The 21,762-nt window shown below is 62.1% G+C and carries 24 protein-coding genes and 1 other RNA gene; 11 read left to right on the top strand and 14 right to left on the bottom strand.

All coding sequences use genetic code 11. From position 1 onward, the window contains the following. The first annotated feature begins 11 nt into the window (after window positions 1-11). Genes HNP00_RS06205 through HNP00_RS06195 form a run of 3 tightly spaced genes read left to right on the top strand, consistent with a single transcriptional unit; the run spans window position 12 to window position 3,009 of the window. Entirely contained in the window at window positions 12-1,439 is a 1,428-nt protein-coding gene (locus HNP00_RS06205) for an aminotransferase class V-fold PLP-dependent enzyme (RefSeq protein ID WP_184737045.1), read from the top strand. A 50-nt stretch (window positions 1,440-1,489) separates the two neighbouring features. Continuing rightward, a complete protein-coding gene (locus tag HNP00_RS06200) occupies window positions 1,490-2,266 on the top strand; it encodes a class I SAM-dependent methyltransferase (RefSeq protein ID WP_184737043.1) in 777 nt (258 codons plus the stop codon). 29 nt (window positions 2,267-2,295) lie between these two features. Beyond that, window positions 2,296-3,009: a metal-dependent transcriptional regulator gene (locus HNP00_RS06195; RefSeq protein ID WP_184737041.1), complete on the top strand. Its 714-nt coding sequence runs from the start codon at window positions 2,296-2,298 to the stop codon at window positions 3,007-3,009. A 73-nt stretch (window positions 3,010-3,082) separates the two neighbouring features. On the opposite strand, the gene HNP00_RS06190 is transcribed toward HNP00_RS06195, so the two are convergent. Next, the gene (locus tag HNP00_RS06190) at window positions 3,083-4,528 is read right to left on the bottom strand and encodes an MFS transporter (RefSeq protein ID WP_184737039.1); all 1,446 of its coding nucleotides are present in this window, start codon (window positions 4,526-4,528) and stop codon (window positions 3,083-3,085) included. A gap of 80 nt (window positions 4,529-4,608) precedes the next feature. Here HNP00_RS06190 and HNP00_RS06185 point away from each other — a divergent pair, with 80 nt between their 5' ends. Both HNP00_RS06185 and HNP00_RS06180 read left to right on the top strand, forming a co-directional pair. Beyond that, the gene (locus HNP00_RS06185) at window positions 4,609-4,983 is read left to right on the top strand and encodes a hypothetical protein (protein ID WP_260404800.1); all 375 of its coding nucleotides are present in this window, start codon (window positions 4,609-4,611) and stop codon (window positions 4,981-4,983) included. Between the two features lie 120 nt (window positions 4,984-5,103). Beyond that, entirely contained in the window at window positions 5,104-5,244 is a 141-nt protein-coding gene (locus tag HNP00_RS06180) for a hypothetical protein (protein ID WP_172465476.1), read from the top strand. Between the two features lie 65 nt (window positions 5,245-5,309). Here the strand turns inward: HNP00_RS06180 and HNP00_RS06175 are convergent, their stop codons facing one another. Further along, complete coding sequence (locus HNP00_RS06175) at window positions 5,310-6,308, bottom strand: S1C family serine protease (RefSeq protein ID WP_184737037.1); 999 nt, start codon at window positions 6,306-6,308, stop codon at window positions 5,310-5,312. 140 nt (window positions 6,309-6,448) lie between these two features. Next, window positions 6,449-6,919 (bottom strand): MarR family winged helix-turn-helix transcriptional regulator, encoded by a 471-nt coding sequence (locus HNP00_RS06170; protein WP_184737035.1) that lies wholly within the window; start codon window positions 6,917-6,919, stop codon window positions 6,449-6,451. Window positions 6,920-7,042: 123 nt separating this feature from the next. On the opposite strand from HNP00_RS06170, the gene HNP00_RS06165 reads away from it, so the two are divergent. The 6 genes from HNP00_RS06165 to menE all read left to right on the top strand — a co-directional run bounded on the left by HNP00_RS06165 (window position 7,043) and on the right by menE (window position 13,680). Continuing rightward, a complete protein-coding gene (locus HNP00_RS06165; RefSeq protein ID WP_184737033.1) occupies window positions 7,043-7,987 on the top strand; it encodes an SDR family NAD(P)-dependent oxidoreductase in 945 nt (314 codons plus the stop codon). Window position 7,988: 1 nt separating this feature from the next. Further along, window positions 7,989-8,885 carry an amidohydrolase family protein gene (locus HNP00_RS06160; protein WP_184737031.1) on the top strand — a complete coding sequence of 299 codons (897 nt, stop codon included), beginning with the start codon at window positions 7,989-7,991 and terminating at the stop codon, window positions 8,883-8,885. A gap of 1 nt (window position 8,886) precedes the next feature. Then, window positions 8,887-10,110, top strand: coding sequence for an acyl-CoA dehydrogenase family protein (locus HNP00_RS06155; RefSeq protein ID WP_184737029.1), 1,224 nt, complete (start codon window positions 8,887-8,889; stop codon window positions 10,108-10,110). Between the two features lie 104 nt (window positions 10,111-10,214). After that, window positions 10,215-10,679: a MaoC family dehydratase gene (locus tag HNP00_RS06150; protein ID WP_184737027.1), complete on the top strand. Its 465-nt coding sequence runs from the start codon at window positions 10,215-10,217 to the stop codon at window positions 10,677-10,679. Between the two features lie 45 nt (window positions 10,680-10,724). Next, on the top strand, window positions 10,725-12,071 hold the full coding sequence (locus HNP00_RS06145) for an MFS transporter (RefSeq protein ID WP_184737025.1): 1,347 nt from the start codon (window positions 10,725-10,727) through the stop codon (window positions 12,069-12,071). Between the two features lie 40 nt (window positions 12,072-12,111). After that, entirely contained in the window at window positions 12,112-13,680 is a 1,569-nt protein-coding gene (menE, locus tag HNP00_RS06140) for an o-succinylbenzoate--CoA ligase (RefSeq protein WP_184737023.1), read from the top strand. A 482-nt stretch (window positions 13,681-14,162) separates the two neighbouring features. Here the strand turns inward: menE and HNP00_RS06135 are convergent, their stop codons facing one another. The 11 genes from HNP00_RS06135 to HNP00_RS06085 all read right to left on the bottom strand — a co-directional run bounded on the left by HNP00_RS06135 (window position 14,163) and on the right by HNP00_RS06085 (window position 21,752). Then, the gene (locus HNP00_RS06135; protein WP_184737021.1) at window positions 14,163-14,381 is read right to left on the bottom strand and encodes a hypothetical protein; all 219 of its coding nucleotides are present in this window, start codon (window positions 14,379-14,381) and stop codon (window positions 14,163-14,165) included. Window positions 14,382-14,520: 139 nt separating this feature from the next. After that, window positions 14,521-14,889: a transfer-messenger RNA gene (gene ssrA / locus HNP00_RS06130) on the bottom strand. Between the two features lie 147 nt (window positions 14,890-15,036). Then, window positions 15,037-15,507: an SsrA-binding protein SmpB gene (gene smpB / locus HNP00_RS06125; RefSeq protein WP_028264808.1), complete on the bottom strand. Its 471-nt coding sequence runs from the start codon at window positions 15,505-15,507 to the stop codon at window positions 15,037-15,039. Window positions 15,508-15,571: 64 nt separating this feature from the next. Next, the gene (locus tag HNP00_RS06120) at window positions 15,572-16,996 is read right to left on the bottom strand and encodes a peptidoglycan DD-metalloendopeptidase family protein (protein ID WP_395893788.1); all 1,425 of its coding nucleotides are present in this window, start codon (window positions 16,994-16,996) and stop codon (window positions 15,572-15,574) included. A 2-nt stretch (window positions 16,997-16,998) separates the two neighbouring features. Continuing rightward, the gene (gene ftsX / locus HNP00_RS06115; protein WP_184737019.1) at window positions 16,999-17,913 is read right to left on the bottom strand and encodes a permease-like cell division protein FtsX; all 915 of its coding nucleotides are present in this window, start codon (window positions 17,911-17,913) and stop codon (window positions 16,999-17,001) included. Beyond that, window positions 17,910-18,674: a cell division ATP-binding protein FtsE gene (ftsE, locus tag HNP00_RS06110; protein ID WP_184737017.1), complete on the bottom strand. Its 765-nt coding sequence runs from the start codon at window positions 18,672-18,674 to the stop codon at window positions 17,910-17,912. The genes ftsX and ftsE overlap by 4 nt, the downstream gene beginning before the upstream one ends. 163 nt (window positions 18,675-18,837) lie before the next feature. Next, on the bottom strand, window positions 18,838-19,953 hold the full coding sequence (gene prfB / locus HNP00_RS06105; RefSeq protein WP_184737015.1) for a peptide chain release factor 2: 1,116 nt from the start codon (window positions 19,951-19,953) through the stop codon (window positions 18,838-18,840). A gap of 65 nt (window positions 19,954-20,018) precedes the next feature. Next, complete coding sequence (locus tag HNP00_RS06100) at window positions 20,019-20,522, bottom strand: pilus assembly protein TadG-related protein (RefSeq protein ID WP_311770508.1); 504 nt, start codon at window positions 20,520-20,522, stop codon at window positions 20,019-20,021. After that, window positions 20,519-20,911: a hypothetical protein gene (locus HNP00_RS06095; protein WP_184737013.1), complete on the bottom strand. Its 393-nt coding sequence runs from the start codon at window positions 20,909-20,911 to the stop codon at window positions 20,519-20,521. The genes HNP00_RS06100 and HNP00_RS06095 overlap by 4 nt, the downstream gene beginning before the upstream one ends. 151 nt (window positions 20,912-21,062) lie before the next feature. Next, on the bottom strand, window positions 21,063-21,485 hold the full coding sequence (locus HNP00_RS06090) for a TadE family protein (protein ID WP_184737011.1): 423 nt from the start codon (window positions 21,483-21,485) through the stop codon (window positions 21,063-21,065). A 3-nt stretch (window positions 21,486-21,488) separates the two neighbouring features. Beyond that, window positions 21,489-21,752, bottom strand: a complete 264-nt coding sequence (locus HNP00_RS06085; RefSeq protein ID WP_184737503.1) for a hypothetical protein — start codon at window positions 21,750-21,752, stop codon at window positions 21,489-21,491. Window positions 21,753-21,762 lie beyond the last annotated feature (10 nt).

Here is a 21,762-nt window from a genome sequence, read left to right as displayed (position 1 = left end):
AGTGAGGTCCCATGAGCACAGCCACGTTCACTTCTCCCACCGTCTCCGAATTCGACGGAGAAGCCCAGCACAAGCAATCAGCCCGCCCGTCTCCGGCATCACGCCCACTCGCCGCGGTCACCGGCGCCGAATTGCAGGCACCCTTGATCCAGGGCGGCCACGTCCGCTACGCCAACCTTGACTACGGCGCCTCGGCACCTGCGTTGACAGTGGTTTCCGCGTACCTCAACGAGATCCTGCCGTACTACGCGAGCGTCCACCGGGGTGCAGGCTACGCATCCCAGATCAGCACCTCGGTCTATGAAAACGCCCGCAACATCGTCCGTGATTTCGTTGGCGGGCGGGCAGACGATTCCGTCATATTCACGCGCAACACCACCGATTCCCTCAATCTTCTGGCCGGCTGCTTGCCGGTTGAGGACGGTCGGCACACTGGAGAAGTCCTTTATCTGGACATCGAACACCACGCCAATCTCTTGCCGTGGCAAGGCGTCCCCCACCGCAGCATCGTTGCCGCGGGAACCTTGGCCGAGACTATCGCCAATGTGCGTACCGCCCTCTCCCACGGGGGCATCAGCCTCCTGGCAGTCACCGGCGCGTCGAACGTGACCGGTGAGATCCTGCCCATCAAGGCCCTCGCTGCCCTGGCGCACGAATTCGGCTCGCGGATTGTGGTGGACGCGGCGCAGCTCGCCCCGCATCGCCGGATCGATATCGCCGCCGCGGATGTTGACTACTTGGTCTTCTCGGGGCATAAGCTTTATGCACCGTTCGGCGCCGGTGTCCTGGTGGGTCGTCCCGACTGGCTCGATGCCGGAACACCGCACCTTGCTGGAGGCGGAGCAGTCCGCGAGGCGCGCCTCGATTCCGTCAGCTGGGCCACGGGACCGGCCAGGCACGAAGGCGGCTCCCCGAACGTACTCGGTGCTGCCACCCTTGCACGGGCTACCCAGGTCATCGCCAGCCTCGACCATGACGAGTGGCACGCCCACGAAGCCGCCATCCGCTCGCATTTGGTTGACGGCCTCAACGAGATCGACGGCGTGACCGTCCACCAGATCTTCAGCGACACCGATCCCCAGGACACCATCGGCGTGGTCAACTTCTCGCTCCAGGGCTACGACGCAGGCCTCGTGGCGGCCTATCTTGCGGCCGAGCACGGCATTGGCCTGCGCGATGGGCGCTTTTGCGCCCATCCGCTGCTCAAGCGCTTGGGCCTCCCGTCCGGATCCCTGCGGGCCAGTTTCGGCGTGGGGTCACGGCTGGAAGACGCCACCCGGCTCATCGCGGGCATCCAGGCACTCAAGAGCAATGGCCTCGGCTGGGATTACGTCGTGGACGCCGGCCGTTGGGTGCCTGCAAACGACCACCGCAGCTACCCGGAGTGGGCTCCCAACACCCCCGGGACCGCGGGCGCAGCTCCCTGCAGCACTGACTGATTGCGGTAGATTCGTAGGGTATTTTTCATGTCCTACGAAGGAGTTGCTACGTGGCCCCGCGACACAAAGGCACCTCGGCCGGCCCCAAGCTCTACGAGGAACGGCGCCTTGAGCTCGGTCAGAGTTTCCAGGACGGCGGGGAGCATTATGACCGCGTCCGGCCCGGCTACCCCGCGGATTCGGCCGATTGGCTGCTGCCGGAAGGGGCACGGGACGCGGCGGACCTGGGAGCCGGTACCGGAAAGTTCACTGCGCTCCTGGTCGAGCGCGGGCTGAACGTCTCTGCGGTGGACCCTTCCACTGACATGCTCACGCAGCTGCGCAAGGCGTTTCCCCAAGTGGTCGCCTTGGAGGGAACGGCTGAGGCAACTGGACTGACGGACTCAGCATTCGACGTCGTCAGCGTTGCGCAAGCGTGGCACTGGTGCGATTCCCTCGCAGCCAGCACCGAGATTTCTCGGATCCTCCGGCCCCACGGTGTTGTCGGCTTGATTTGGAACCAGTTGGACACTTCGGTGCCCTGGGTCCACCGTTTGTCGCGGATCATGCATGCTGGCGATGTCCACAAGCCAGACTTCCGGCCTGTGGTGGGCCCGGAGTTCGCTGGCCTCGAAAGCCACGTGACGCGTTGGGAGGATCCTGTAACGCCGGCTGACATCCTCGAACTGGTGAAGTCCCGAAGTTACTACTTGAGGGCGAATGACGCCACCCGGGCCAAGGTCATGGGGAATCTCGACTGGTATCTCTTCGAGCATCTGGGTCACACTGAGGGCGAGGTCATCCCCTTGCCGTACCTCACGCAGAGCTGGCGGGCGCGGAAGGTCTGAGGCCGCCGGTTCACGATAGGCTTGGAACCGTGAAGACCAGTGCGCCCTCCTCCTCGATCGAGGACTACGTCAAGGTCATCTACTCCTTCACGGAGTGGCAGGACAAACCCATCACGTCCTCGCAGCTGGCACAGCGGCTAGGCGTCGCCAATTCCTCCGTCTCGGAGATGGTCCGCAAGCTCAAGGACCAAGGCCTGGTGGACCACCAGCCCTACAGCGCCATTACTTTGACGCCCCAAGGAATGCAGCTTGCCCTCGGCATGGTCCGCAGGCACCGCCTCATCGAGACCTACCTCGTGCGGGAATTCGGCTATAGCTGGGACGAAGTCCATGACGAGGCCGAAATGCTCGAGCACGCCGTCTCGGACACCTTCATCGATCGTATGGCAGCCAAGCTAAGCAATCCCGGACGGGATCCCCACGGTGACCCCATCCCCGCAGCGGACGGTTCGGTGACCTTGCCGCACGCGCACCGGATGATCGAGCTCGACGACGGCCACTCAGGGAGGATCACCCGGATCAGCGACGAAAACCCCGAGTTGCTGCGCTACCTGTCCGCGGAGGAAATCGACCTTGACGCCAGTATCCAAGTGATTGGCCGCAAACCGTTCGGAGGCGCCCTGGTGGTACGGATCGGCAAAGGTCCGGGCAGTCGCGACTACGACCTCGCCGATGAAGTCACCTCCGCACTGTGGGTGGCGACGGACACCGCTCACGAAGGTTGCGTCCTCGCGGAACGCTGACGAAACTGTCGCTGGACCGCAGTCACTGGAGCGGGCTGCGTCTTGGAAAACACTGCGTCTTGGAAAGCACTGTTCAGGCGCGCCGGGCTGCCGTCCCGCCGTCGTCGGGGGCTGGACCTTCCGGAGATTCCGTCACCGCAGGGGCCAAGACCGGGTTCCGGATCCCGACGGCGGATGCCGCCGCCCCGATGAAGAACAGCACAGCGGTGACCACCACCGCATTGATGAGTCCTTGGCGGCTGAAGACCGGGCCGATGATGAGCCCGGCGAATGCGATGCAGATCAAGCCTGCAATACGTGCTACCGCGTTGTTCACGGCGGAGCCGATCCCTGCCTCTTCGGTGGGAACGGCCCCCAGGATCGCAGCGGTGAGGGGCGCCACCAAGGTGCTGAGGCCGATTCCGAACACGATCTGCCCGGGTAGCACTTGCGTCCAGTAGTTCAGGGGCTCCTGGACCGCCATGGTCATGAGGAACCCGATTCCACAGATGAACGGACCCGCCGTCATGAACCACCGCGGACCGTACTTGCCGGCCAGCCCGCCGAAGAACGAGGCCGTGAGCATCAGGATCACAGTCGCGGGAAGCAGAGCGATGCCGGCCGTCGTGGCCTTCATTCCTCCCACTTGCTGCAAATAGATGCCCACCGCGAAGAAGCCCAACGAGAGGGCACCATAAATCGCCAGTGTGGCCAGGTTTCCCCAGCCGAAGTTGCGGATGCCGAAGAGCCGGAGGGGCAGCATTGGCTCCGGGGTCCTGGCTTCGTGGATCACGAACAGGGTCATCCCGACCACCCCGACCGCGAGGGGCATCCAGACCAGCATGTTCCCCCAGCCCATCCGCCCCTGTTCAATGAAGGCGTAGACCGGGCCACCGAGTCCCACCATGGCCAGGAAGGCGCCAAGATAGTCGATCCTCTTGTTCCTGTCCGTGGCGGCGTCGGACTTCCGCAACCCCGCCAAAATCGGCCAGACGGCGACCGCCGGAATCACGTTGATGAAGAAGATGACGCGCCAGGACAACAGATCCACCGAGGCGCCACCGATGAGCGGAGCCACGATAGCTGCCGCGCTGGTCCAGCCGGACCACTGGCCGATCGCTTTGGACTGCGCCGGCCCCGAGAAGAAGGTGACAATCATGGCGAGCGAACTGGGAACCAGGAGTGCTCCGGCGATCCCCTGCAGGGCCCGTGAGACCACCAGCACCTCCCCGTTCCAGGCGAGCCCGCAGATGACGGACGTCATGGTGAAACCGGCGAGTCCCCATTCCAGGATCCGCGCACGTCCGAAATGGTCGGACAACGACCCGGCAACCAGGATCAGCGCGCCCAGGGTCAAGAGGTAGGCATCCACCACCCATTGCTGGATGACAAGTCCACCACCCAGCTCGCGGCCAATCGCCGGGAGCGCGAGGTTCACTACGAAGCCATCCAAAATGGCGATGAATGAAGCCACAATAGCCACAACAAGGACCCGCTTTTGCAGCGGAGTGCTTGGCAGCAGGGCCGCTGCGTCGGTCATGACCACAGCCTACGCCTGTCTGTCCACTGAGGCCGGGATTCCTCCGGGGTTCTGCCACGGCGATCGTCCCGTATCGTTGAATGGTGATTAGCAGACGTGACGCCGCACTGGCCCTTGATATTTCGATGGAAATGGCCCAGCGCCACGGCATCCCGTCCAGGCTTTCAAAAGCCGAACTGACCGAGCTGCAGGACAACCCACCGCAGTGGCTCGTCCAATCGCGCGCCAACCGCACCGGCAAGCGTCCCGTCTGGGTTCACCTGAGTTGTGTCGTGTGCGGTTACACCGAGGCCGCCCGTCCCAAGAAGTGGTGGCCTGAGTTCACCTACGTTTTCTGCGGGCACCACCGCAATAGCGAGGTTCCAGGAATCCTGCCCGGCGAGGTCCGCAGCGAGTACGAAGGAATCGGCTCGCGGTTCGTGGGCATTGTGGACGTTCCGGCGTCGGAAGCCTAGCTGTTGGTCCGTTTGGCGGCCGGTTGCTTTCGGCCGAAACAGGCGTAACTTACAAGGAGAGGGCCTTTCAGGACCCTCTTTGCAGGATCTCAGGGAAGATCCGTAGTTAGGGAGCATGACATGCCTGACAAAGCGCCTCACCAGCACGAGACGAAGAAGAGTATCAAGTCCATCAAGGAAAAACGGGCCGTGAAGCGTGCCAAGCACGAATCCGACGCTGCCGTGGATCCCGTGGCCCATTTGAGGATGAGGAAGAAGTAACAGAAAGCCGGGGCCATCAAGGCCCCGGCTTTTTGGCGAACCGGCTTTCTAGGGAACTGGCTCTTTCATGAGTCCGCGTCGGTCATTTCGCTCGGTACGGCAACGATTTGATGGATCTTGCCGTCGCGCAAGACCGTCAGGGGGAATGGCTCCCCTATCGCCTGCGAAAACAGGAGCTTCTGAAGGCTCTCCGCACTGGACACGGCCCGTGACTGCGCGCTGAGGACCAAATCGCCCGCAATCAGTCCTGCCCGCTCTGCCGGAGACCCGGCGATGACTTCCACTACCCGGAGCGCTTCCTTTTGGCCTGTCCGGATCACCGCACTTGCTTCCAACGGAATAGGGGTACTGACCAGGCCCAGGTATGCCCTGCGTACCCGACCGTCCCTGAGCAAGGCGGCGATGATCCGTTGAGTGGTGGTATTGATGGGCACGGCAAGCCCGAGGCCCAGGCCCGCCACGGCGGTATTGATTCCAACAATCCGCCCCTTGGTGTCGGCCAAAGCTCCCCCGGAATTGCCCGGATTCAACGCTGCGTCGGTCTGGATGACGTCTTCGATGACCCGGCTGTGCCGGCCAGACCTGACCGGAATTGAACGGCCAAGTCCGCTGACAACGCCGGCAGTCACCGATCCTGCGAGCCCTAGCGGGTTGCCCACGGCGATCACCAACTGGCCCACGTGCAAGGATTCCGCGTTGCCCAAGATGGCAGGCGGCGGGGTGCGATGCCCCCGAACGATGGCGAGGTCGGACAGAGGATCCGCACCCACAAGTTCGACGTCGGTGTGTGTTCCGTCGGCGAAGATCGCCCTCCCGGAGCGGAGACCGGAGACCACGTGCGCATTGGTCAGCATGTAGCCATCCCCCGTGAACACTACGGCCGATCCGCTTCCGATCCTCACTTGGCCGTTCCTGCGCGCGCTGCTCATCTCCAACGCGGCAACATGCGGCGTGACGGTTTCCGCCACGTGCATGACCGTCCGCGAGTAGGCGTCCAAGGCTTCGTCGTCCGATGGGGCGTCAGGGATGTCCTCGGGAAAAGCTTCTTCCGGCAACGTACTCATCGCGCACCTCCTGTAACCGATGGTGTCTATATCAACGAATACACTGCCGCGGTTAGTCCGTTCCGGCCTACGCCGTGGGTGAACGACGGTTGGCACCCCACCCCAGCAGGCCTAACCCAGAGCGTCTAACCCCATAATGCCTAACCCCACAACGCTTTGCGCAGCAACACCTTGAGCTGGGCGGCTTCTTCGTCTGAGAGCGCCGCGAGCACCTCGGACTCCGCGCGGCGGGCAGCAACGGCTGCTTGGGCGAGCAGCTGGGTCCCTTTCGCCGTAGCCGTCACCGTCTTGGCCCGGCGGTCCTGCTTGCCCGGTGCCCTGGACACAAGCTTCCGCTTTTCAAGCTCGTCCACCAAGGCGACGATCTGGCTGGGGTCAAGGCTGAGGAAGTCCGCCAATTCCCGCTGGGTAGGCTCCAGGCCGCTGTTGGCCAGGATCAGGACCGAGTAAGACCTCTCCTTGAGGTCGAACTCAGCAAGCGCCCGGTTATTCAGGACCGAGCCGCCGGCATGGAGCTTTGCCAGGAGGAAACCCGCGTCCTGGCTGATAGGAGCGGCGAGCAGCCGGTCCTTCGTGGCAGCCTGTTGCTCGTCCTGCGCCTCGATCGTCATAACAAACTCCAATAATCTTCAAAATCAATCGTTGACATTTTCAACTATACGTATTTTCATGGATACAGAACAGCATCCCACGCCCAGGGCTTGGATGCACGGGGATCGAGCAAAGGAGCAGCGATGAGCCTGTCAGGAAAAGTAGCGATTGTCACCGGAAGCGGTCGGGGCCTGGGGCTTGCTTACGCCCGGGAACTCGCCCGTCAGGGTGCGGCGGTGGTCATCAACGACGTCGACGCCGAGGTGGCCGGCGAAGCCGTCCGGACCATCGAGGCCGACGGCGGCCGGGCACTCGCCGTTGTCGCTCCCGTGGGCAGCACAGAAGCAGCGAAGCAGCTGGTGGAAGCGGCGGTCGTAGAATTTGGCCGTCTGGACATCCTGGTCACCAATGCCGGCATCCTGCGGGACAAGAGCCTGCTGAAGATGACGGACGAAGACTTCGACCTGGTCATCAACGTCCACCTCCGCGGCACTTTTACTTGCGCCCGCGAAGCATTCGGCTACTTCAAGGAGAACGGCATCGCTGGCCGCATCATCGCCATCGGTTCCCCGACCGGACAACGCGGCAACTTCGGCCAGAGCAACTACGCCGCCGCGAAGGCCGGAATCGTGGGCATGGTCCGGACCTGGGCGCTGGAAATGAAGAAGGCCGACGTCACCGCCAACGCGGTGATCCCGGTGGCCGCCACGGCGATGACCAAGACCGTCCCTTACTTCCAAAAGGCAGTAGAGGCGGACGAGCGCGGCGAGGCCATGCCTCACTTCTTCCGCCACGAGCTCGGCTTTGGGACAGCCGATGACGTTTCCGGGCTCATAGCCTTCCTCGCCTCTGACGAAGCGGCCGGCATTACCGGCCAGGCCATCGGCGCCGGTGGAGACCGCCTCCAGCTGTGGACCCACCCTGAAGCCGCCGCGACTGAATACCGGGAGGGCGGCTGGGGTTACGAGGACCTCGTAGAGAACTTCGGCACGCTGTTCGGCGACAAGCTACAGAGCGTCGGTGAGGAATTCCTGCCGCTGCCTGAGGATCTGCGGCCCGAAGCCGCCGCCGCGGCACAGGTCCGCTGACATGGCCGCGCCCCAACGCTACGAGCTCGGCATCGACGCCTCAAAACTTGACGCGATCGACATGCACGTCCACCTCGAAGTGGACGGCCACGGCCACGAATCCCTGCCACCGGCCCTGACGGAAGCTTCCGCCAAGTACTTCAGGGCCGAGGACCGCACGCCTTCGCTGGACCGGATCGCGGAGGTGTACCGCGAACTGAACATGGCCGCCGTCGTCTTCACTGTGGACGCCCGTACGCAGCTCAAGCACGAACCGAACAGCATCCCCGAACTGATCGCGGGAGCCGCCAGGAACAACGATGTCCTGATCCCGTTCGGCAGCGTGGATCCCCGCACCGAGGCCGAGGCCATCCAGGGTGCCAAGCACCAGGCGATCGACCTCGGTGCCCGCGGCTTCAAGTTCCACCCCAGCCTGCAGGGCTTCGACCCCTCGAACGAACAGTTCTACCCGCTCTGGGAAACCCTGCAGGAACTGGGCCTCCCGGCGATTTTCCACACAGGCCAGAACGGCATGGGTGCCGGCCTTCCCGGCGGCTACGGCATCAAGCTGGCCTACTCCAACCCGCTCCTGCTCGACGCCGTGGCCGCGGACTTCCCCGGACTTCAAATCATCATGGCCCACCCCTCGGTCCCCTGGCAGGATGAAGCCAACTCGATCGCCACGCACAAGTCCAACGTGTTCATCGATCTCTCGGGCTGGTCCCCGAAATACTTCCCGGAGTCACTGGTGCGCATGTCCAACTCGGTACTGCAGGACAAGGTCCTGTTCGGCACGGACTTCCCCCTCATCACCCCGCAGAAATGGCTGGCCGCTTTCGCCGACCTCCCGCTCAAGGACGAGGTCAGGCCCAAGATCCTCAAGGACAACGCGGTGCGCCTGCTCGGGCTGGGCGGCTGAGATGAGCTTGGAGATCCGTGTGGAGCCAGCGGCGGCGGAGCGCCTCTACGGCGTCTGCGACTATTACGACGCCGAGTCCCTCCTCACCGAGGACGAGCGCCGGGTCCTGGGCCGCTTGCGCGACTTCCTGGACCGTGAAGCGAAGCCATTGTTGGCCGACTACTGGGAACGGGGCGAGTTCCCTGCCCAGTTGGCCCGGCCACTCATCGATCTGGACCTGATGGAACCGGCCGAACTCACGGGCCCGGGGCCAGAGCGCAGTCCGGCCCGCGGAATCTACCAGGGCTTCAGGATCTTCGAACTCGCCCGCACGGATGCTTCGCTGGCCACGTGGTACACGGCACAAGCCGGCCTCTTCCGCACCGCGATCCGCGTGGGCGCCTCGGCGGAACAGCAGGCCGAGTGGATGCCACGGGTTGTCGACTTCTCGCTCAAGGGCGTCTTCTCCCTGACGGAACCGGAATCCGGCTCGGACATTGCCGGCGGACTCTCTACAACTGCTCGCCGCGACGGCGACAACTGGATCCTCAATGGTGCCAAACGTTGGATCGGGGGCGCTTCGACGGCGGATGTCCTGGCAGTGTTCGCCCGGGATGTCGCGGACGGTCAAGTCAAAGCGTTCCTCGTGGACCGCGAGGCCGCCGGGGTGACGCTGGAGAAGATCCACCGGAAGACCTCGTTGCGGATGATGCAGAATGCCCACATCACGCTCGACGGCGTCCGTGTCCCTGAATCCATGCGCCTGCACGGCGTGAATTCCTTCAAGGATGTGGCGGCGATGCTCCGCGCGATGCGCTCCGATGTAGCTTGGATCGCCACCGGCATCCAGGCCGGCGCCTTCGAAGCAGGCCTCCGCTACGTCCGCGAGCGCCGGCAGTTCGGCCGCCCGCTGGGTTCTTTCCAGCTGGTGCAGGAGAAGCTGGCCCGCATGCTTGGCAACCTCACGGCAAGCTTGTCCCTCGTGGTCAGGCTGACCGAACAGCAGGCCCGCGGGATCTACCGCGACCAGGACTCCGCGCTCGCCAAGATGCAAAGCTGCCTGGCTATGCGGGAAACAGTCGCCCTGGCGCGCGAGCTGGCAGGCGGCAATGGAATCACGCTCGAGAGTGATGTTGCCCGGTTCCACGCCGACGCCGAAGCCGTCTACTCCTACGAAGGAACACACGAAATCAACGCCCTGATCGTTGGGCGCGCACTTACGGGCGAGAGCGCTTTCGCGCGCTAGTTGCGCTCGAAATCCGCCAGCACGGCGCGATGGCAGGCCGCCCCCGCAAAAGCGAGTCACGCCGTCGTACTTCTTCCACAACCTAACCACCACAGGAGGCAACAATGCCCAATCTCGTCGTCGACTTCGACAAACTGCTCACCCTTGCCGGAACCGATCTCGGTGTCACCGAATACCGCGAAATCACCCAGGAACAAATCAACAAGTTCGCGGACGCCACCGGGGATGACCAGTGGATCCATTGGATCCATGTCGATCCGGAACGCGCCAAGGACGGCCCGTTCGGCGCCCCGATCGCCCACGGCTTCCTCACGCTCTCGCTCATCATCCCGTTCTGGGGCGAGCTGTTCGACGTCGAAGGTGTCACCACCAAAGTGAACTACGGCTTGGACAAGGTCCGCTTCACGTCCCCGGTCAAAGTGGGCGCGCGCATCCGTATGCAAGCCACCATCGCGGAAGTCTCCGAAGTCAAGGGCGGCGCCCAGATCAAGGTGGCCAACACTATCGAAATCGAAGGCCAGGAACGCCCGGCAGTCGTGGCCGAATTCCTCGCCCGCTTCTACAAGTAGCCCGCTACTTCTAACGCCCCCACCCCTCTGCCTTAAGGAACAACGATGTCCCAAATATCGCAGCTTCAATCCATGGACGCGGCCACGCGGCGCAAGGAAGCACGCACCGTCATTGCTTCCAGCTACCTGGGCAGCACCATCGAGTACTACGACTTCCTGCTCTATGCCACAGCCGCAGCCGTGGTCTTCCCGAAGGTCTTCTTCTCGGGAATGGACGACTGGGTGGGAGTGGTGGCAGCCTATGGAACCTTTGCCGCAGGATACGTGGCCCGTCCGTTGGGTGGCGTCATCTTCGGGCACTTCGGCGACAAGCTGGGACGAAAGGGCATGCTCATCGTCTCCATGCTAGTCATGGGCCTGGCATCTGCGCTGATCGGGTTGGTCCCTGATGCCTCGGTGGCCGGACCGTGGGGTGCCGTCTTACTTGTTGTGCTCCGGGTATTCCAAGGGATTGCCGTGGGCGGTGAGTGGGGTGGAGCCGCCTTGATGGCGTTGGAGCATTCCGAGTCTGGGAAGCGCGGCTTCGCGGCCTCGTTCGTGAATGCCGGAGCCCCGTCGGGCGCCGTGCTGGGAACCCTCATCATGGGCGTCTTTTCGGCCCTGCCAAACTCCCAGTTCCTTGCCTGGGGCTGGCGCGTTCCCTTCCTGCTCTCGTTCGCCTTGCTGGCAGTGGGCATGTTCGTCCGTCTCAAGGTTTCGGAGAGCCCGATCTTCAAAGCCGCCATCGAACAGGAACGGGCGGCTCGGAACGCGGACAACCGCGCCGCGAGGCCCGTCATCCCGATCCTTCAGGTGCTGCGCCGGCCCAAGACCCTCATCTTCACCATGCTGGCCGGGGCCGCCGGCTTTGCCCTCCAAGTGGTGCTGGCAACGTTCGCGGTCACCTTCGCCGTCTCCAAGGGCGCCGACCGCCAAGGAGTGCTGTACGCCTTCGCCGGTGCTTCTTTCATTTCCATAGCCTTCGTGATCCTTGGCGGCAGGCTCTCGGACAAGCTGGGCCGGAGGCCGGTAATGATCGGCGGACTCGTGCTCTTCATCGCTTATCTGGTTCCGATGTTCCAGCTGTTGTCCTCGAACAACGTCTTCCTGATATTCATCGCTTTCACCGTGGGCCTGATGATCCACTCAACCCTTTTCGGGCCGCTGGCGGCATTCGTGTCCGAGCAGTTCGGCACCACCTCCCGCTATACGGGAGCCTCGCTCGGTTACCAGCTCGCCACGCTCCTCGGTGCGGGATTCACGCCGGGGATCGTGGCCCAGATCTTCAAGGACTCGGGCCAGAATACGGGCTCGGTGGTCTTTTATCTGGCTGCGATGTCCGTGGTCTCCATCATCTTCATCCTGTTGACCCGGGAATCGAAGAACAACGATTTGCAGGCCCTCCGGCCGTGAGGCCGGGAAAGGTCTAGCTTGGGAATAAGAAAGGACCGTCATGGAGAATTTTGGCATCGGTTCGTGGCTGCAGCGTCGCCGCCCGAAGTCCGGCAGCAAGATTGCGCTGGTCTCCGGAGACCGCCAACTCAGCTATGAGGAATTTGCGGAACGATCGGACAGGCTAGCCAACGCCCTCAAAGCCGGGGGTGTTGCCAAGGGCGACAGGGTGGCCTATCTCGGTGAAAACCATCCTGCCTTCCTGGAAACGCTTTTTGCTTGTGGGCAGCTCGGGGCGATCTTCGTACCCCTCAACACGCGATTGGCGCCGCCGGAAATCACCTTCCAGCTTGCGGACTGCGGTGCCGTTGCGCTGATCCACTCGGCGAGCCTCAACGGCCTTGCGGCCAGCGGCGCGGAAGGCACCTGCGTGAGCCGGCGCGTCGTCGTCGGCGACTCCTTCCCGGGCGAGGGTACCGCCGCTTCCGGCGACAGCGGACGTGGGAGCACGACGGCGGCGGAAGACTATGAGGACGTCGTCGCCTCGGGGGCGCCGCAGCATCTGGACGAAGAAGTAGGGCTCGACGACGGGGCCATGATCCTCTACACCTCCGGCACGACCGGTCGACCGAAGGGGGCGCTGCTGACCCACGGCAACATTACGTGGAACTGCATCAACGTGATCGTCGACTTCGATTTCTCCTCCGCCGACGTGGCCCTGATGATCTCGCCGATGTTCCACGTCGCCTCGCTCGATATGGGAGTGTTGCCTACGCTCCTCAAAGGCGGAACCGTCGTCCTGGAATCCAGGTTCGATCCCCAACACACCCTGGAACTCATCGAGCAGCACCACGTCACCACGATCAGCGGAGTGCCCACCACCTACCAGATGCTCTGCGAGCATCCGGCCTGGCCGACGTCGGACCTTAGCTCTCTCAACAAGCTGACCTGCGGCGGATCGGCAGTTCCGATGCGCGTCCTGGAAGCGTACGAGGCACGCGGACTGCGCTTCTCTAAGGGCTACGGAATGACCGAGACGGCGCCGGGCGCCACCACGTTGCCCGCCGCCAGGTCCCGGGACAAGGCGGGTTCGTCGGGGCTCCCGCACTTCTTCAGCGACGTCCGGATCGCCGACGTCGCAGGGGGGATTGCCGGGCAGGGCACAGTCGGGGAAATCCAGATCAAAGGCCCCAACGTCATCCACGAATACTGGGGGCAGCCCGAGGCAACGGCTGAATCTTATGAAGACGGCGGCTGGTTCAAGTCCGGAGACATGGGTTATAAGGACGCTGACGGATTCGTCTTCGTTTCGGACAGGCTCAAGGACATGATCATCTCGGGCGGCGAGAACATCTATCCCGCCGAGGTGGAACAAGCGATCAGTGAACTCGACGCCGTGGGCAGCGTGGCAGTCATCGGCGTGCCGGATGAGAAGTGGGGAGAGGTGCCGCGCGCCGTGGTGGTCCTCCGCGAAGGAGCCTTATTGACAGAGGACGAACTCAAAGAACACCTAGCCGGCAAACTGGCGCGCTACAAGATCCCGAAGACTGTGGTGTTCGTCGACGACATGCCGCGAACGGCCAGCGGAAAGATCCGCAAGAGCGAACTCCGCCGGAGCACCGTTTCCTGACATACCGCCTTCGGGCGTTCTCGGAATTGAGCACCAGCCGGGCGGCTTCGCAACGCACAACTGGTTAACCACCGCGACGGCGGCGTCGCTACGGGTGACGCGTAGGAAATCCCAAAAACAAGTATTGACCACTCGCGACAGCAGCTATCCACACTTCTACTCTGGCCCCTAGCGTCCATGCCAAGACGGACGGGCATGATTTTCGTGACTGAGTCCAGACTGCGGATGGGCCCAGAGCGTAAAGCGGCATCCGCAACCATCAGGAATTGGGGCAAATCATGATGACGTTGAGGCTGATTCTGACCCAGCTTGCTAGCGCCCACATTCAAGGACAAATACAAGGTGGATGGGTGGATGGACTGCCCACTGTTCAAGAACCACGATCGGTGCATCGACTAAGTAGGCACAAGGACTGACTCCGTACTCGGTCCGCCTCCCGGACTAGGCCGCCGGGGCACGGGCCTTTCGTAGCAATGCCGGGCTTAACCGAGGTGCTGGGATTGGGGGCGAACTTGGACGGGCAACAATGGATCTGGGTCGTGATGGTGCTTGTTGGAGCAGCCGTAGTAGCGGCCGTGATGGTCTTTGGACGCCAGCGACAGGCGCTGACCGATCGCAAACGCGCTGCCAAAGATCGCGACCAGGACACTGGAAACCCCCAGGACATCGACGAGGTGGGCGACGAACCGGGGCCTCAGCATCCGGAATCCTGAGACCACCGAAAACAGGCAGCGAGTCGGCGCGACTACCAGGCCAGACAAAGAAAAACACCCCGGTCCGAAGACCGGGGTGTAACCGATGACCCGACTCATCCGTGAAGGATGTCTCGACTCATCACAAGGGTGGAGATGGGGGGAATTGAACCCCCGTCCGATGTCGTGTTGTCAGGGCTTCTCCGGGCGCAGTTCGCGTCGGATTTTCTCGGCCCCAGCTATCCTGCGAACAAGTAGCTGATCCGGGCCCAGTCATCTAAGAGTCCCGTTTGCCTCGATGACGAAGGCAAACAGCAGTGGCTATCTAAATGACGCCAGGATCCGGGGCAATAGCAACCTCGGGCTGACGGACTGTCTTACTGCTTAGGCAGCAAGAGCGAAGTCAGTGCGCTTAGAATTGGCACTTATTGGTTTGCAGACAGCGTTTACGAGATAATTCTGCATCCTCGGCCCGCTTCACCTGTCGCGACTAACATCGTCGAAACCGATCATCCCCGTATTTTGTTATCAATCCCTCCAGGATCACGATTGCCCAAGAGCAACCACGCAACACTTCCTGCCGGGTTAATCATCATAACGCACAGCGGCACCGGAACATTCCGGGACACGCCCCTACCGCACCCGCTGATGGATCCTTACTGAACTAGCGGCGGTTTCGCTCGCGCAGTTCGCGCAGCGATTCGCGCTTGTCCTGCTGCTCACGCAAGGTCTGTCGCTTGTCGTAGTCCTTCTTGCCTCGAGCCAGAGCGATCTCGACTTTGGCGCGTCCATCTAGGAAATACAGCTGGAGCGGTACTACCGTCAAGCCCGTTTCGCGGATCTTGCCGGAAATCTTGTTGAGTTCCTCACGGTGAAGCAGCAGCTTGCGACGACGTCGGGCGGCATGGTTGGTCCAGCTCCCCTGGTTGTATTCGGGGATATGGATTCCTTCCATCCACAACTCGTCGTTGTAGAAGGTGCAGAAGCCATCGACCATGGAGGCATGGCCCTCACGCAAAGACTTTACTTCAGTTCCCATGAGGGCGATTCCAGCCTCATAGGTATCCAATATGTGGTAGTCATGCCGGGCCTTGCGATTGGTGGCCACTACCTTACGGCCACTTTCCTTGGGCACGGTAGAACTCCTTGGTTGTCGAAGAATCCCACTAGTCTACGCCAGCGGAAGCCTGCCGCGTGGGCTATAGAAGGTTCATAGGATCTACAGCCTGACCATTTACCCAAGTTTCAAAATGCACGTGGCAACCAGTGGAGTTACCCGTTGTACCCGAGTAAGCGATGAGCTGGCCTTGGCTCACCTGCTGCCCGGAAGAAACCACCACGCTGGTGTTGTGGTAGTAAATGGTGGTCAGGGAGTCGCCATTGATGACCCCGTGCGAGATCTTGACCCGGTTGCCACCGCCGTCGTTCCCCCAGCCGGCCGAAAAGACCGTGCCAGCCGCGGCCGCATACACCGGGGTGCCGCAAGGCGCACCGAAGTCGATGCCGGTGTGCATGTAGCCGCCCTGGCCGTAGAAGTCGATGGTTCCAGGCGGCGTCGCGCGCCAACCGAACCCCGAGGTGATGGGGATATTCCCGGGTACCGGGTGGATCAGGCCGAAGTTCGAGCGTGGATTGCTCGCTGGTGGGACGTAGGGCTGCGGGGCCTGGCCCTGGGCCTGTGCGGCAGCCGCCGCAGCTGCGGCCAGTCGCTGTTGTTCGGCCAACCATGCTTCACGCAGCTTGCGATCCCGCTCCGAGATTTCTGCAGCGACGGAGTCCTGCATCGCCTTCACTTGTTGGAGCTGGGCTTGGATCCCGGGCTTGGCTGCTTGAAGCTGGCTGTTGAGGCGGGTGGTATCGGCGATGAGCTTGTCCACTTCCGCCTTCTTGGCAGCGGCATCATCACGGGCTGCCTTTTCACGCTCGAGTGCGGCATCTGCTTTCGCCTTGAGATCCCGGATTTCCTGTTCCACGGCGGCGAGCCGGGCCTGGGAGTTCACGTTCGTGGCGCTCTGCTGCGTCAATTTTGTCATAGCAGCGTTCTGGCTGCGCATCGCCTGGTTGGCGAGGTCCATGGTTTCGGTGAGGTTGCCGCCGTCGTTCGATCCGAAGAGCAGGGCAACGTTCGTGGGAACACCTCCGGATTTGTATGCTTGAGCCGCGATCTGGCCGATGAGCTTTTTGGTGTCAGTGATCTTTTGCTTGTCGTTCTCCAGCTGCGCCGTGATCTGGGCTTTGCTCTGCTGCGCCAAATCCACCCGGGCGGCGAGTGCATCGGCTTCCTTGACGGCCGAAGCGACCCTGCCCTGCGCTTCGAGGAGTGCCTGTTGCGCTCCGGGGAGCCTGCCTTGGTAGACCACGAGGTCACCAGCCGCTTTCGCGATGTTAGCGTCAACAAATTCCAGCGACTGTTGAACCCGAGCCGATTCCGCGTTGAGGGCGGCCTGCTGGTCATCGAGGTCATCGGCGCGCGCCAAAGGCGCGGTGCCCAAGCTCGCAGCCAGTGCAATGGCCAGCACAGAACCGGCAACCTTGGCACGTCCGCTCACCATGCGTAGCCGCAGGGAAGCCTGGTACTTGCGGTTCATCGACCGTCCTGTTCGCTGGGGATCACTGCTATTCATTGCTACACCTTGAGGTATCGGCGAAGGGTGAGGAGGGAAGATATCCCGGCCAAGCCGCCGCCCAACGCTATCAGGACCGGCGCTATCACGAGTACCTGGGTCGAGGAAATAAATGGAGTATTCAGGAACTGTTTCGACAAGTCTCCGTTGAGCCAGAATTGGGCCACCAGCCACAGTGTCCCCGAGGCTAGCACGGCTCCAACGACGGCGGCAATGACGCCTTCGAGAATGAACGGCAGTTGGATGATGGTCTTCGATGCTCCAACGAGGCGCATGATGCCGGTCTCCCGTCGCCTGCTGAAAGCGGACAGCCTGATGGTTGTGGTGATGAGCAGGACCGCGCAAAAGATCATGACCCCTGCGACCACCATCGCCGCCACGGATGCGCCGTTCATCCACTCAAAGATCCTTTCGAGGACCTGACGCTGGTCACTGACGGTCTCCACTCCGGCCTGGGCGGAGAATGTCTCGCTGATGATCTGGTACTTCTCGGGGTTTTTCATGTTGATTCGGAACGACGCCGGAAGCTGATCCTGGGTCACCGAGTCAACAATCGGAGAGTTGGAGAACTGTTCCTTGAAGTGCTTGAACGCCTCGGCCTGGGACTCAAATTGGTAGTCATTGATGTACGGCTTCACTGCCGGAGATTCGAGCATCTTGGCCAAGTTGTCCCGCTGCTCTTTGGTCACCGCACCCGAAGCGCAGCCAGTGGCCGTCGAAGAGTCATTGCAGAGGAAAATGGCAACCTGGACTTTGTCGTACCAGTAACCCTTCATCTGGTTGATCTGCATCTGCAGCATGCCGGCCGCCCCGACGAAGGTGAGCGACACAAAGGTCACCAGCACGACGGAAATCACCATAGACAGGTTTCGGCGCAGACCGCTGCCGATCTCACCCAGGATAAACGCGAGCCTCACTGCTGGCCCCCCTGGGCACGGTCGAGTTCGGCACCGCTTGCATCCTTTAGGCGGCGGGACTCCCCCACCACGGGGATCATCGAGGTGTAGAGCGCCTTGGCTTCATCGCGAACCACCACACCGTTCCGGAGCTCCACCACGCGCTTGCGCATCTCGTTCACAATGTCGTCGTCGTGGGTGGCCATGACCACCGTGGTGCCGTTTTGATTGATCTTGTCGAGCACGCCCATGATGCCCATGGAGGTGATGGGGTCCAGGTTTCCGGTCGGCTCGTCCGCCAGGAGGATGCCGGGCCGATTGACGACGGCGCGGGCGATCGCCACGCGCTGCTGCTCACCACCGGAGAGCTCATGCGGCATGCGGCGTTCCTTGCCCTCAAGCCCAACAGTTTTCAGTACTTCCGGAACGGTCTCCCGGATGATGCTCCGGCTCTTGCCGATCACCTGCATGGCGAAGGCAACGTTTGCGAAAACGTTCTTCTGCGGCAACAAACGGAAATCCTGGAAAACGACGCCGATGCCGCGGCGAAGCTTAGGGACGCGCCAGCTTGAAATGTTGGCCACGTTCTGGCCGGCGACGTAGACCGAACCGGATGTTGCCCGGTCTTCCTTCAGAATGAGTCGTAGAAACGTCGACTTGCCGGAGCCTGAGGCCCCGACGAGGAAGGTGAATTCTCCACGGTCAATCTCAAGGTTGACAGCGTCCAGCGCCGGACGGGCATTGGGGTCGTAGACCTTGGTGACATTCTCAAATCGGATCATGACTCTTCAGAACCCCGCCAGACATGCCACGTTCAGCTAGTCCAACCGCCAGCGCACGGGCTTTAGATGGGGGAAGTTGAGCGCCGGCTCTTCGACTATACGCACGCTCCGCTACGGAATTGCAGGCTTGGTAGGGTGTGTCGCCCAATCGGGCGGTCGGTGCCTAGTCCGCGGCGTTGCGGTTGCCGGTGCGCCAGCGGATACCGGCGTCGATGAAATCGTCGATGTCGCCGTCGAGCACCGCTGATGTGTTGCCCACTTCGTATTCAGTGCGCAGGTCCTTGACCATCTGGTAGGGATTGAGCACGTAGGAACGCATCTGGTCGCCCCACGAAGCCTTCACATCCCCAGCGAACGCCTTCTTCTCCGCATCCTCCTGCTCCTTCTTCAGCAAGAGGAGTCGCGATTGGAGCACGCGCATGGCGGCAGCGCGGTTCTGCAGTTGCGACTTCTCGTTCTGCATGGACACCACAATCCCGGTGGGAATGTGGGTCAGGCGCACAGCGGAGTCCGTAGTGTTGACGGATTGTCCCCCAGGACCGGACGAACGGAAGACATCCACGCGGATCTCGTTGTCCGGGATGTCAATCGAGTCGGTCTGCTCAATGAGCGGGATAACTTCGACAGCGGCGAAAGACGTTTGCCTGCGGCCTTGGTTGTCGAAGGGGCTGATGCGGACAAGCCGATGCGTTCCGGCTTCCACGCTGAGGGTACCGAAGGCGTAAGGCGCCTTGACCTCGAAAGTGGCTGATTTGAGGCCCGCTTCTTCCGCATACGAGGTGTCCATGACGGTGGTCGGGTAGCCATGACGTTCCGCCCAACGCAGGTACATCCGCATGAGCATCTCGGCGAAATCTGCCGCATCAACGCCGCCTGCGCCCGCACGGATAGTGACCACGGCTTCGCGTTCGTCGTATTCACCCGAGAGCAGGGTAACCACTTCAAGTTCCTTGAGGGCCTTGCGGACCGATTCGAGCTCTGTGGCGGCCTCGACCATGGACGCGTCATCGTCCTCATCCTGGCCGAGCTCGACAAGGACTTCGAGATCGTCGATGCGGTCAGCGAGCCTGTTCAACCGCTCAAGCTCCGACTGCCGGTGGGACAACTTGGACGTAATCACCTGCGCCGAGGAAGGATCGTCCCAGAGGTTCGGCTCACCAGCTTGCTCGCTCAGTTCTGCGATCTCTTCCTTAAGCTTCTCAACGTCGGAAACCTGTTCGATGGAGCGGTAGGTGGAGCGAAGCGCGCGGATTTCTGCGGGAAAGTCAATCTCAGCCATGGTTGTTCCAGAGTACGCCATCCGTTGGCTGGCATCGTGCGAGCCTCGACGTGTGACGGCTTGCCTTAACGTGTCAGTCGAGAACGCGCGGTGGAGCGGGCTTCGATTGGAATGCCTTCGGGAAGCAGGAAACTCACCACTGGCGGATGGGCAACCGCACTGAGCACCACTTCAGCCGTGGCACTGTCCGGACTTCCTGTGTCCTGTCCAACAGCAAGTTGATCGAACCGCGAATAGGCATTGTTTTGGCTAAGGTATGTTTCGGTAACGCTGCGAACCCTCTCGTTGCTGAGGAGGGCCGAGGGCTTTTCCGCACCGCCTACTACTTGGCCAAGCGAATAACTGTCCGCCGCCGCCACCGAAGCTCCGTCGGCCATGGAGAGGAGCTTCTTGTGTTCTATGTAGACCGCGGAAGCCGCGGCAACGACCGTTGCCAGCAACAATGCAATCGCCACGTAGCCGATGGTCAGGACCATCATTTGGCCTTCTTCGTTGTCCTCCGGGCGGGCCTTTGCGATCGCCTTTGCGCGGGACCTCAGCGCCTCCGTGTTCGGGGAAACGCCGGTCACCGAAACCGTCCGACGATTTGCGTGGCAGACGCCTTCAGATGCGCGGCATCCAGGCTCAGAGCCTCGCCGAAGGGCACCATCGACAACGGTACCTTGAGCTTGACCGTAACCGTGACCGCCGTCCCGGCAGACAAGCAATCGTCACGGTCGCACGCAATGTTCACGGTGGCCTGCTGGGCCGAATGCCCGTAGTCGGCAAGGGTTAGCAGCGCAGCCTGTTCAGCGGCGACACGGCCTTCGGAGTTGTCTTTCCTCGCCACGTAAACTTTGGCGGCCTGGTCCGCTGCACCAACGACGGCGAACGAACCGCCCTGGACCTGCCCGATGGTAACGATGAAATAGACAATCGGAACCATGAGGAGGAGGGACAAAAGGGTGAACTCGACCACTGCGCTCCCGCGCTCAGAGTCACAACGCTCAGAGTCACAACGCTCAGAGTCACACGCCGCAGAGGGGCACCTTTGGCCGTTGCTGTCCGGCCCCTCGCGGAGTGGCAGGCAGAGTGCCTCGCTGAAGCGTGCAAGCCCCGCGCGGGCTAGATCAACCGGAAATCGCGGCATGACCCCTCACTTCCAGTGCCGGAACCGATCCGATCAGCCCTATGACAGGTAAGGGCGCCCGGACTGTCACCTCCAAAGTGCGGAGTCCTTGGAAACTAGCCTCCGACGTCGAGATGTCTTGGGCAAATTCTGCATTCAGGCTAGTGCCGATCAGGTCTGCGGTGCGCTCACGCGCATCTGCTGCCGTCCGGTCCGCGAGAGTGCCGTAACGGGCTCCGGATGAGGCAGCATCTATGAGCGTATTGCGCACATGCACCACAAGAGTCAGTTGAATGATGGCAAGGAAGAAGACCGTCAGGAGCCCACCGACCAAGACAAAATCCACGACAGCGGATCCCCGCTCGCCACAACGAGACACGCCGGCCCCGCCGCCATATTGTGCTCCCCTGCTGCGGAATAGCATCGGCTACTTTCCGACCTTGCTCATGGCCTGGTTGAAGAGCCCTTCAAGAGCCGGACCCGCGAGCGCAAGCAAGCCCGCTACGAGTGCGGCTGACATCAGCGTGATCATGACCCAACCTGGTACGTCGCCTCGCTCGGCGTGCTCGTCCCCGGGGGCCAAGCCCTCACCTGGGACCATCTTGGGTCCTGATCCGGGCGGCAGGAGAGTCCACAGCAGCAAAAGCAAAAGTCCTGATGCGGGCAGGCCGCGGCGTTCGAGTTTCTTCATTATTCCCCAT

Source organism: Arthrobacter sp. AZCC_0090, assembly GCF_014207375.1.
Taxonomy (GTDB): domain Bacteria; phylum Actinomycetota; class Actinomycetes; order Actinomycetales; family Micrococcaceae; genus Arthrobacter.
This window is presented reverse-complemented; position numbering and strand designations above follow the sequence as displayed.

Bases quoted from the DNA above. Each gene is read 5' to 3' on its own strand.
- HNP00_RS06205 (WP_184737045.1), top strand. From the start codon at position 12: ATGAGCACAGCCACGTTCACTTCTCCCACCGTCTCCGAATTCGACGGA.
- HNP00_RS06190 (WP_184737039.1), bottom strand. From the start codon at position 4,528: ATGACCGACGCAGCGGCCCTGCTGCCAAGCACTCCGCTGCAAAAGCGG.
- HNP00_RS06170 (WP_184737035.1), bottom strand. From the start codon at position 6,919: ATGACGATCGAGGCGCAGGACGAGCAACAGGCTGCCACGAAGGACCGG.
- HNP00_RS06155 (WP_184737029.1), top strand. From the start codon at position 8,887: ATGAGCTTGGAGATCCGTGTGGAGCCAGCGGCGGCGGAGCGCCTCTAC.
- HNP00_RS06090 (WP_184737011.1), bottom strand. From the start codon at position 21,485: ATGCTATTCCGCAGCAGGGGAGCACAATATGGCGGCGGGGCCGGCGTG.
- HNP00_RS06160 (WP_184737031.1), top strand. From the start codon at position 7,989: ATGGCCGCGCCCCAACGCTACGAGCTCGGCATCGACGCCTCAAAACTT.
- HNP00_RS06180 (WP_172465476.1), top strand. From the start codon at position 5,104: ATGCCTGACAAAGCGCCTCACCAGCACGAGACGAAGAAGAGTATCAAG.
- HNP00_RS06175 (WP_184737037.1), bottom strand. From the start codon at position 6,308: ATGAGTACGTTGCCGGAAGAAGCTTTTCCCGAGGACATCCCTGACGCC.
- HNP00_RS06135 (WP_184737021.1), bottom strand. From the start codon at position 14,381: ATGCTGAGGCCCCGGTTCGTCGCCCACCTCGTCGATGTCCTGGGGGTT.
- ftsE (WP_184737017.1), bottom strand. From the start codon at position 18,674: ATGATCCGATTTGAGAATGTCACCAAGGTCTACGACCCCAATGCCCGT.
- HNP00_RS06120 (WP_395893788.1), bottom strand. From the start codon at position 16,996: ATGAATAGCAGTGATCCCCAGCGAACAGGACGGTCGATGAACCGCAAG.
- HNP00_RS06085 (WP_184737503.1), bottom strand. From the start codon at position 21,752: ATGAAGAAACTCGAACGCCGCGGCCTGCCCGCATCAGGACTTTTGCTT.
- HNP00_RS06165 (WP_184737033.1), top strand. From the start codon at position 7,043: ATGAGCCTGTCAGGAAAAGTAGCGATTGTCACCGGAAGCGGTCGGGGC.
- menE (WP_184737023.1), top strand. From the start codon at position 12,112: ATGGAGAATTTTGGCATCGGTTCGTGGCTGCAGCGTCGCCGCCCGAAG.
- HNP00_RS06150 (WP_184737027.1), top strand. From the start codon at position 10,215: ATGCCCAATCTCGTCGTCGACTTCGACAAACTGCTCACCCTTGCCGGA.
- prfB (WP_184737015.1), bottom strand. From the start codon at position 19,953: ATGGCTGAGATTGACTTTCCCGCAGAAATCCGCGCGCTTCGCTCCACC.
- HNP00_RS06145 (WP_184737025.1), top strand. From the start codon at position 10,725: ATGTCCCAAATATCGCAGCTTCAATCCATGGACGCGGCCACGCGGCGC.
- HNP00_RS06185 (WP_260404800.1), top strand. From the start codon at position 4,609: ATGGTGATTAGCAGACGTGACGCCGCACTGGCCCTTGATATTTCGATG.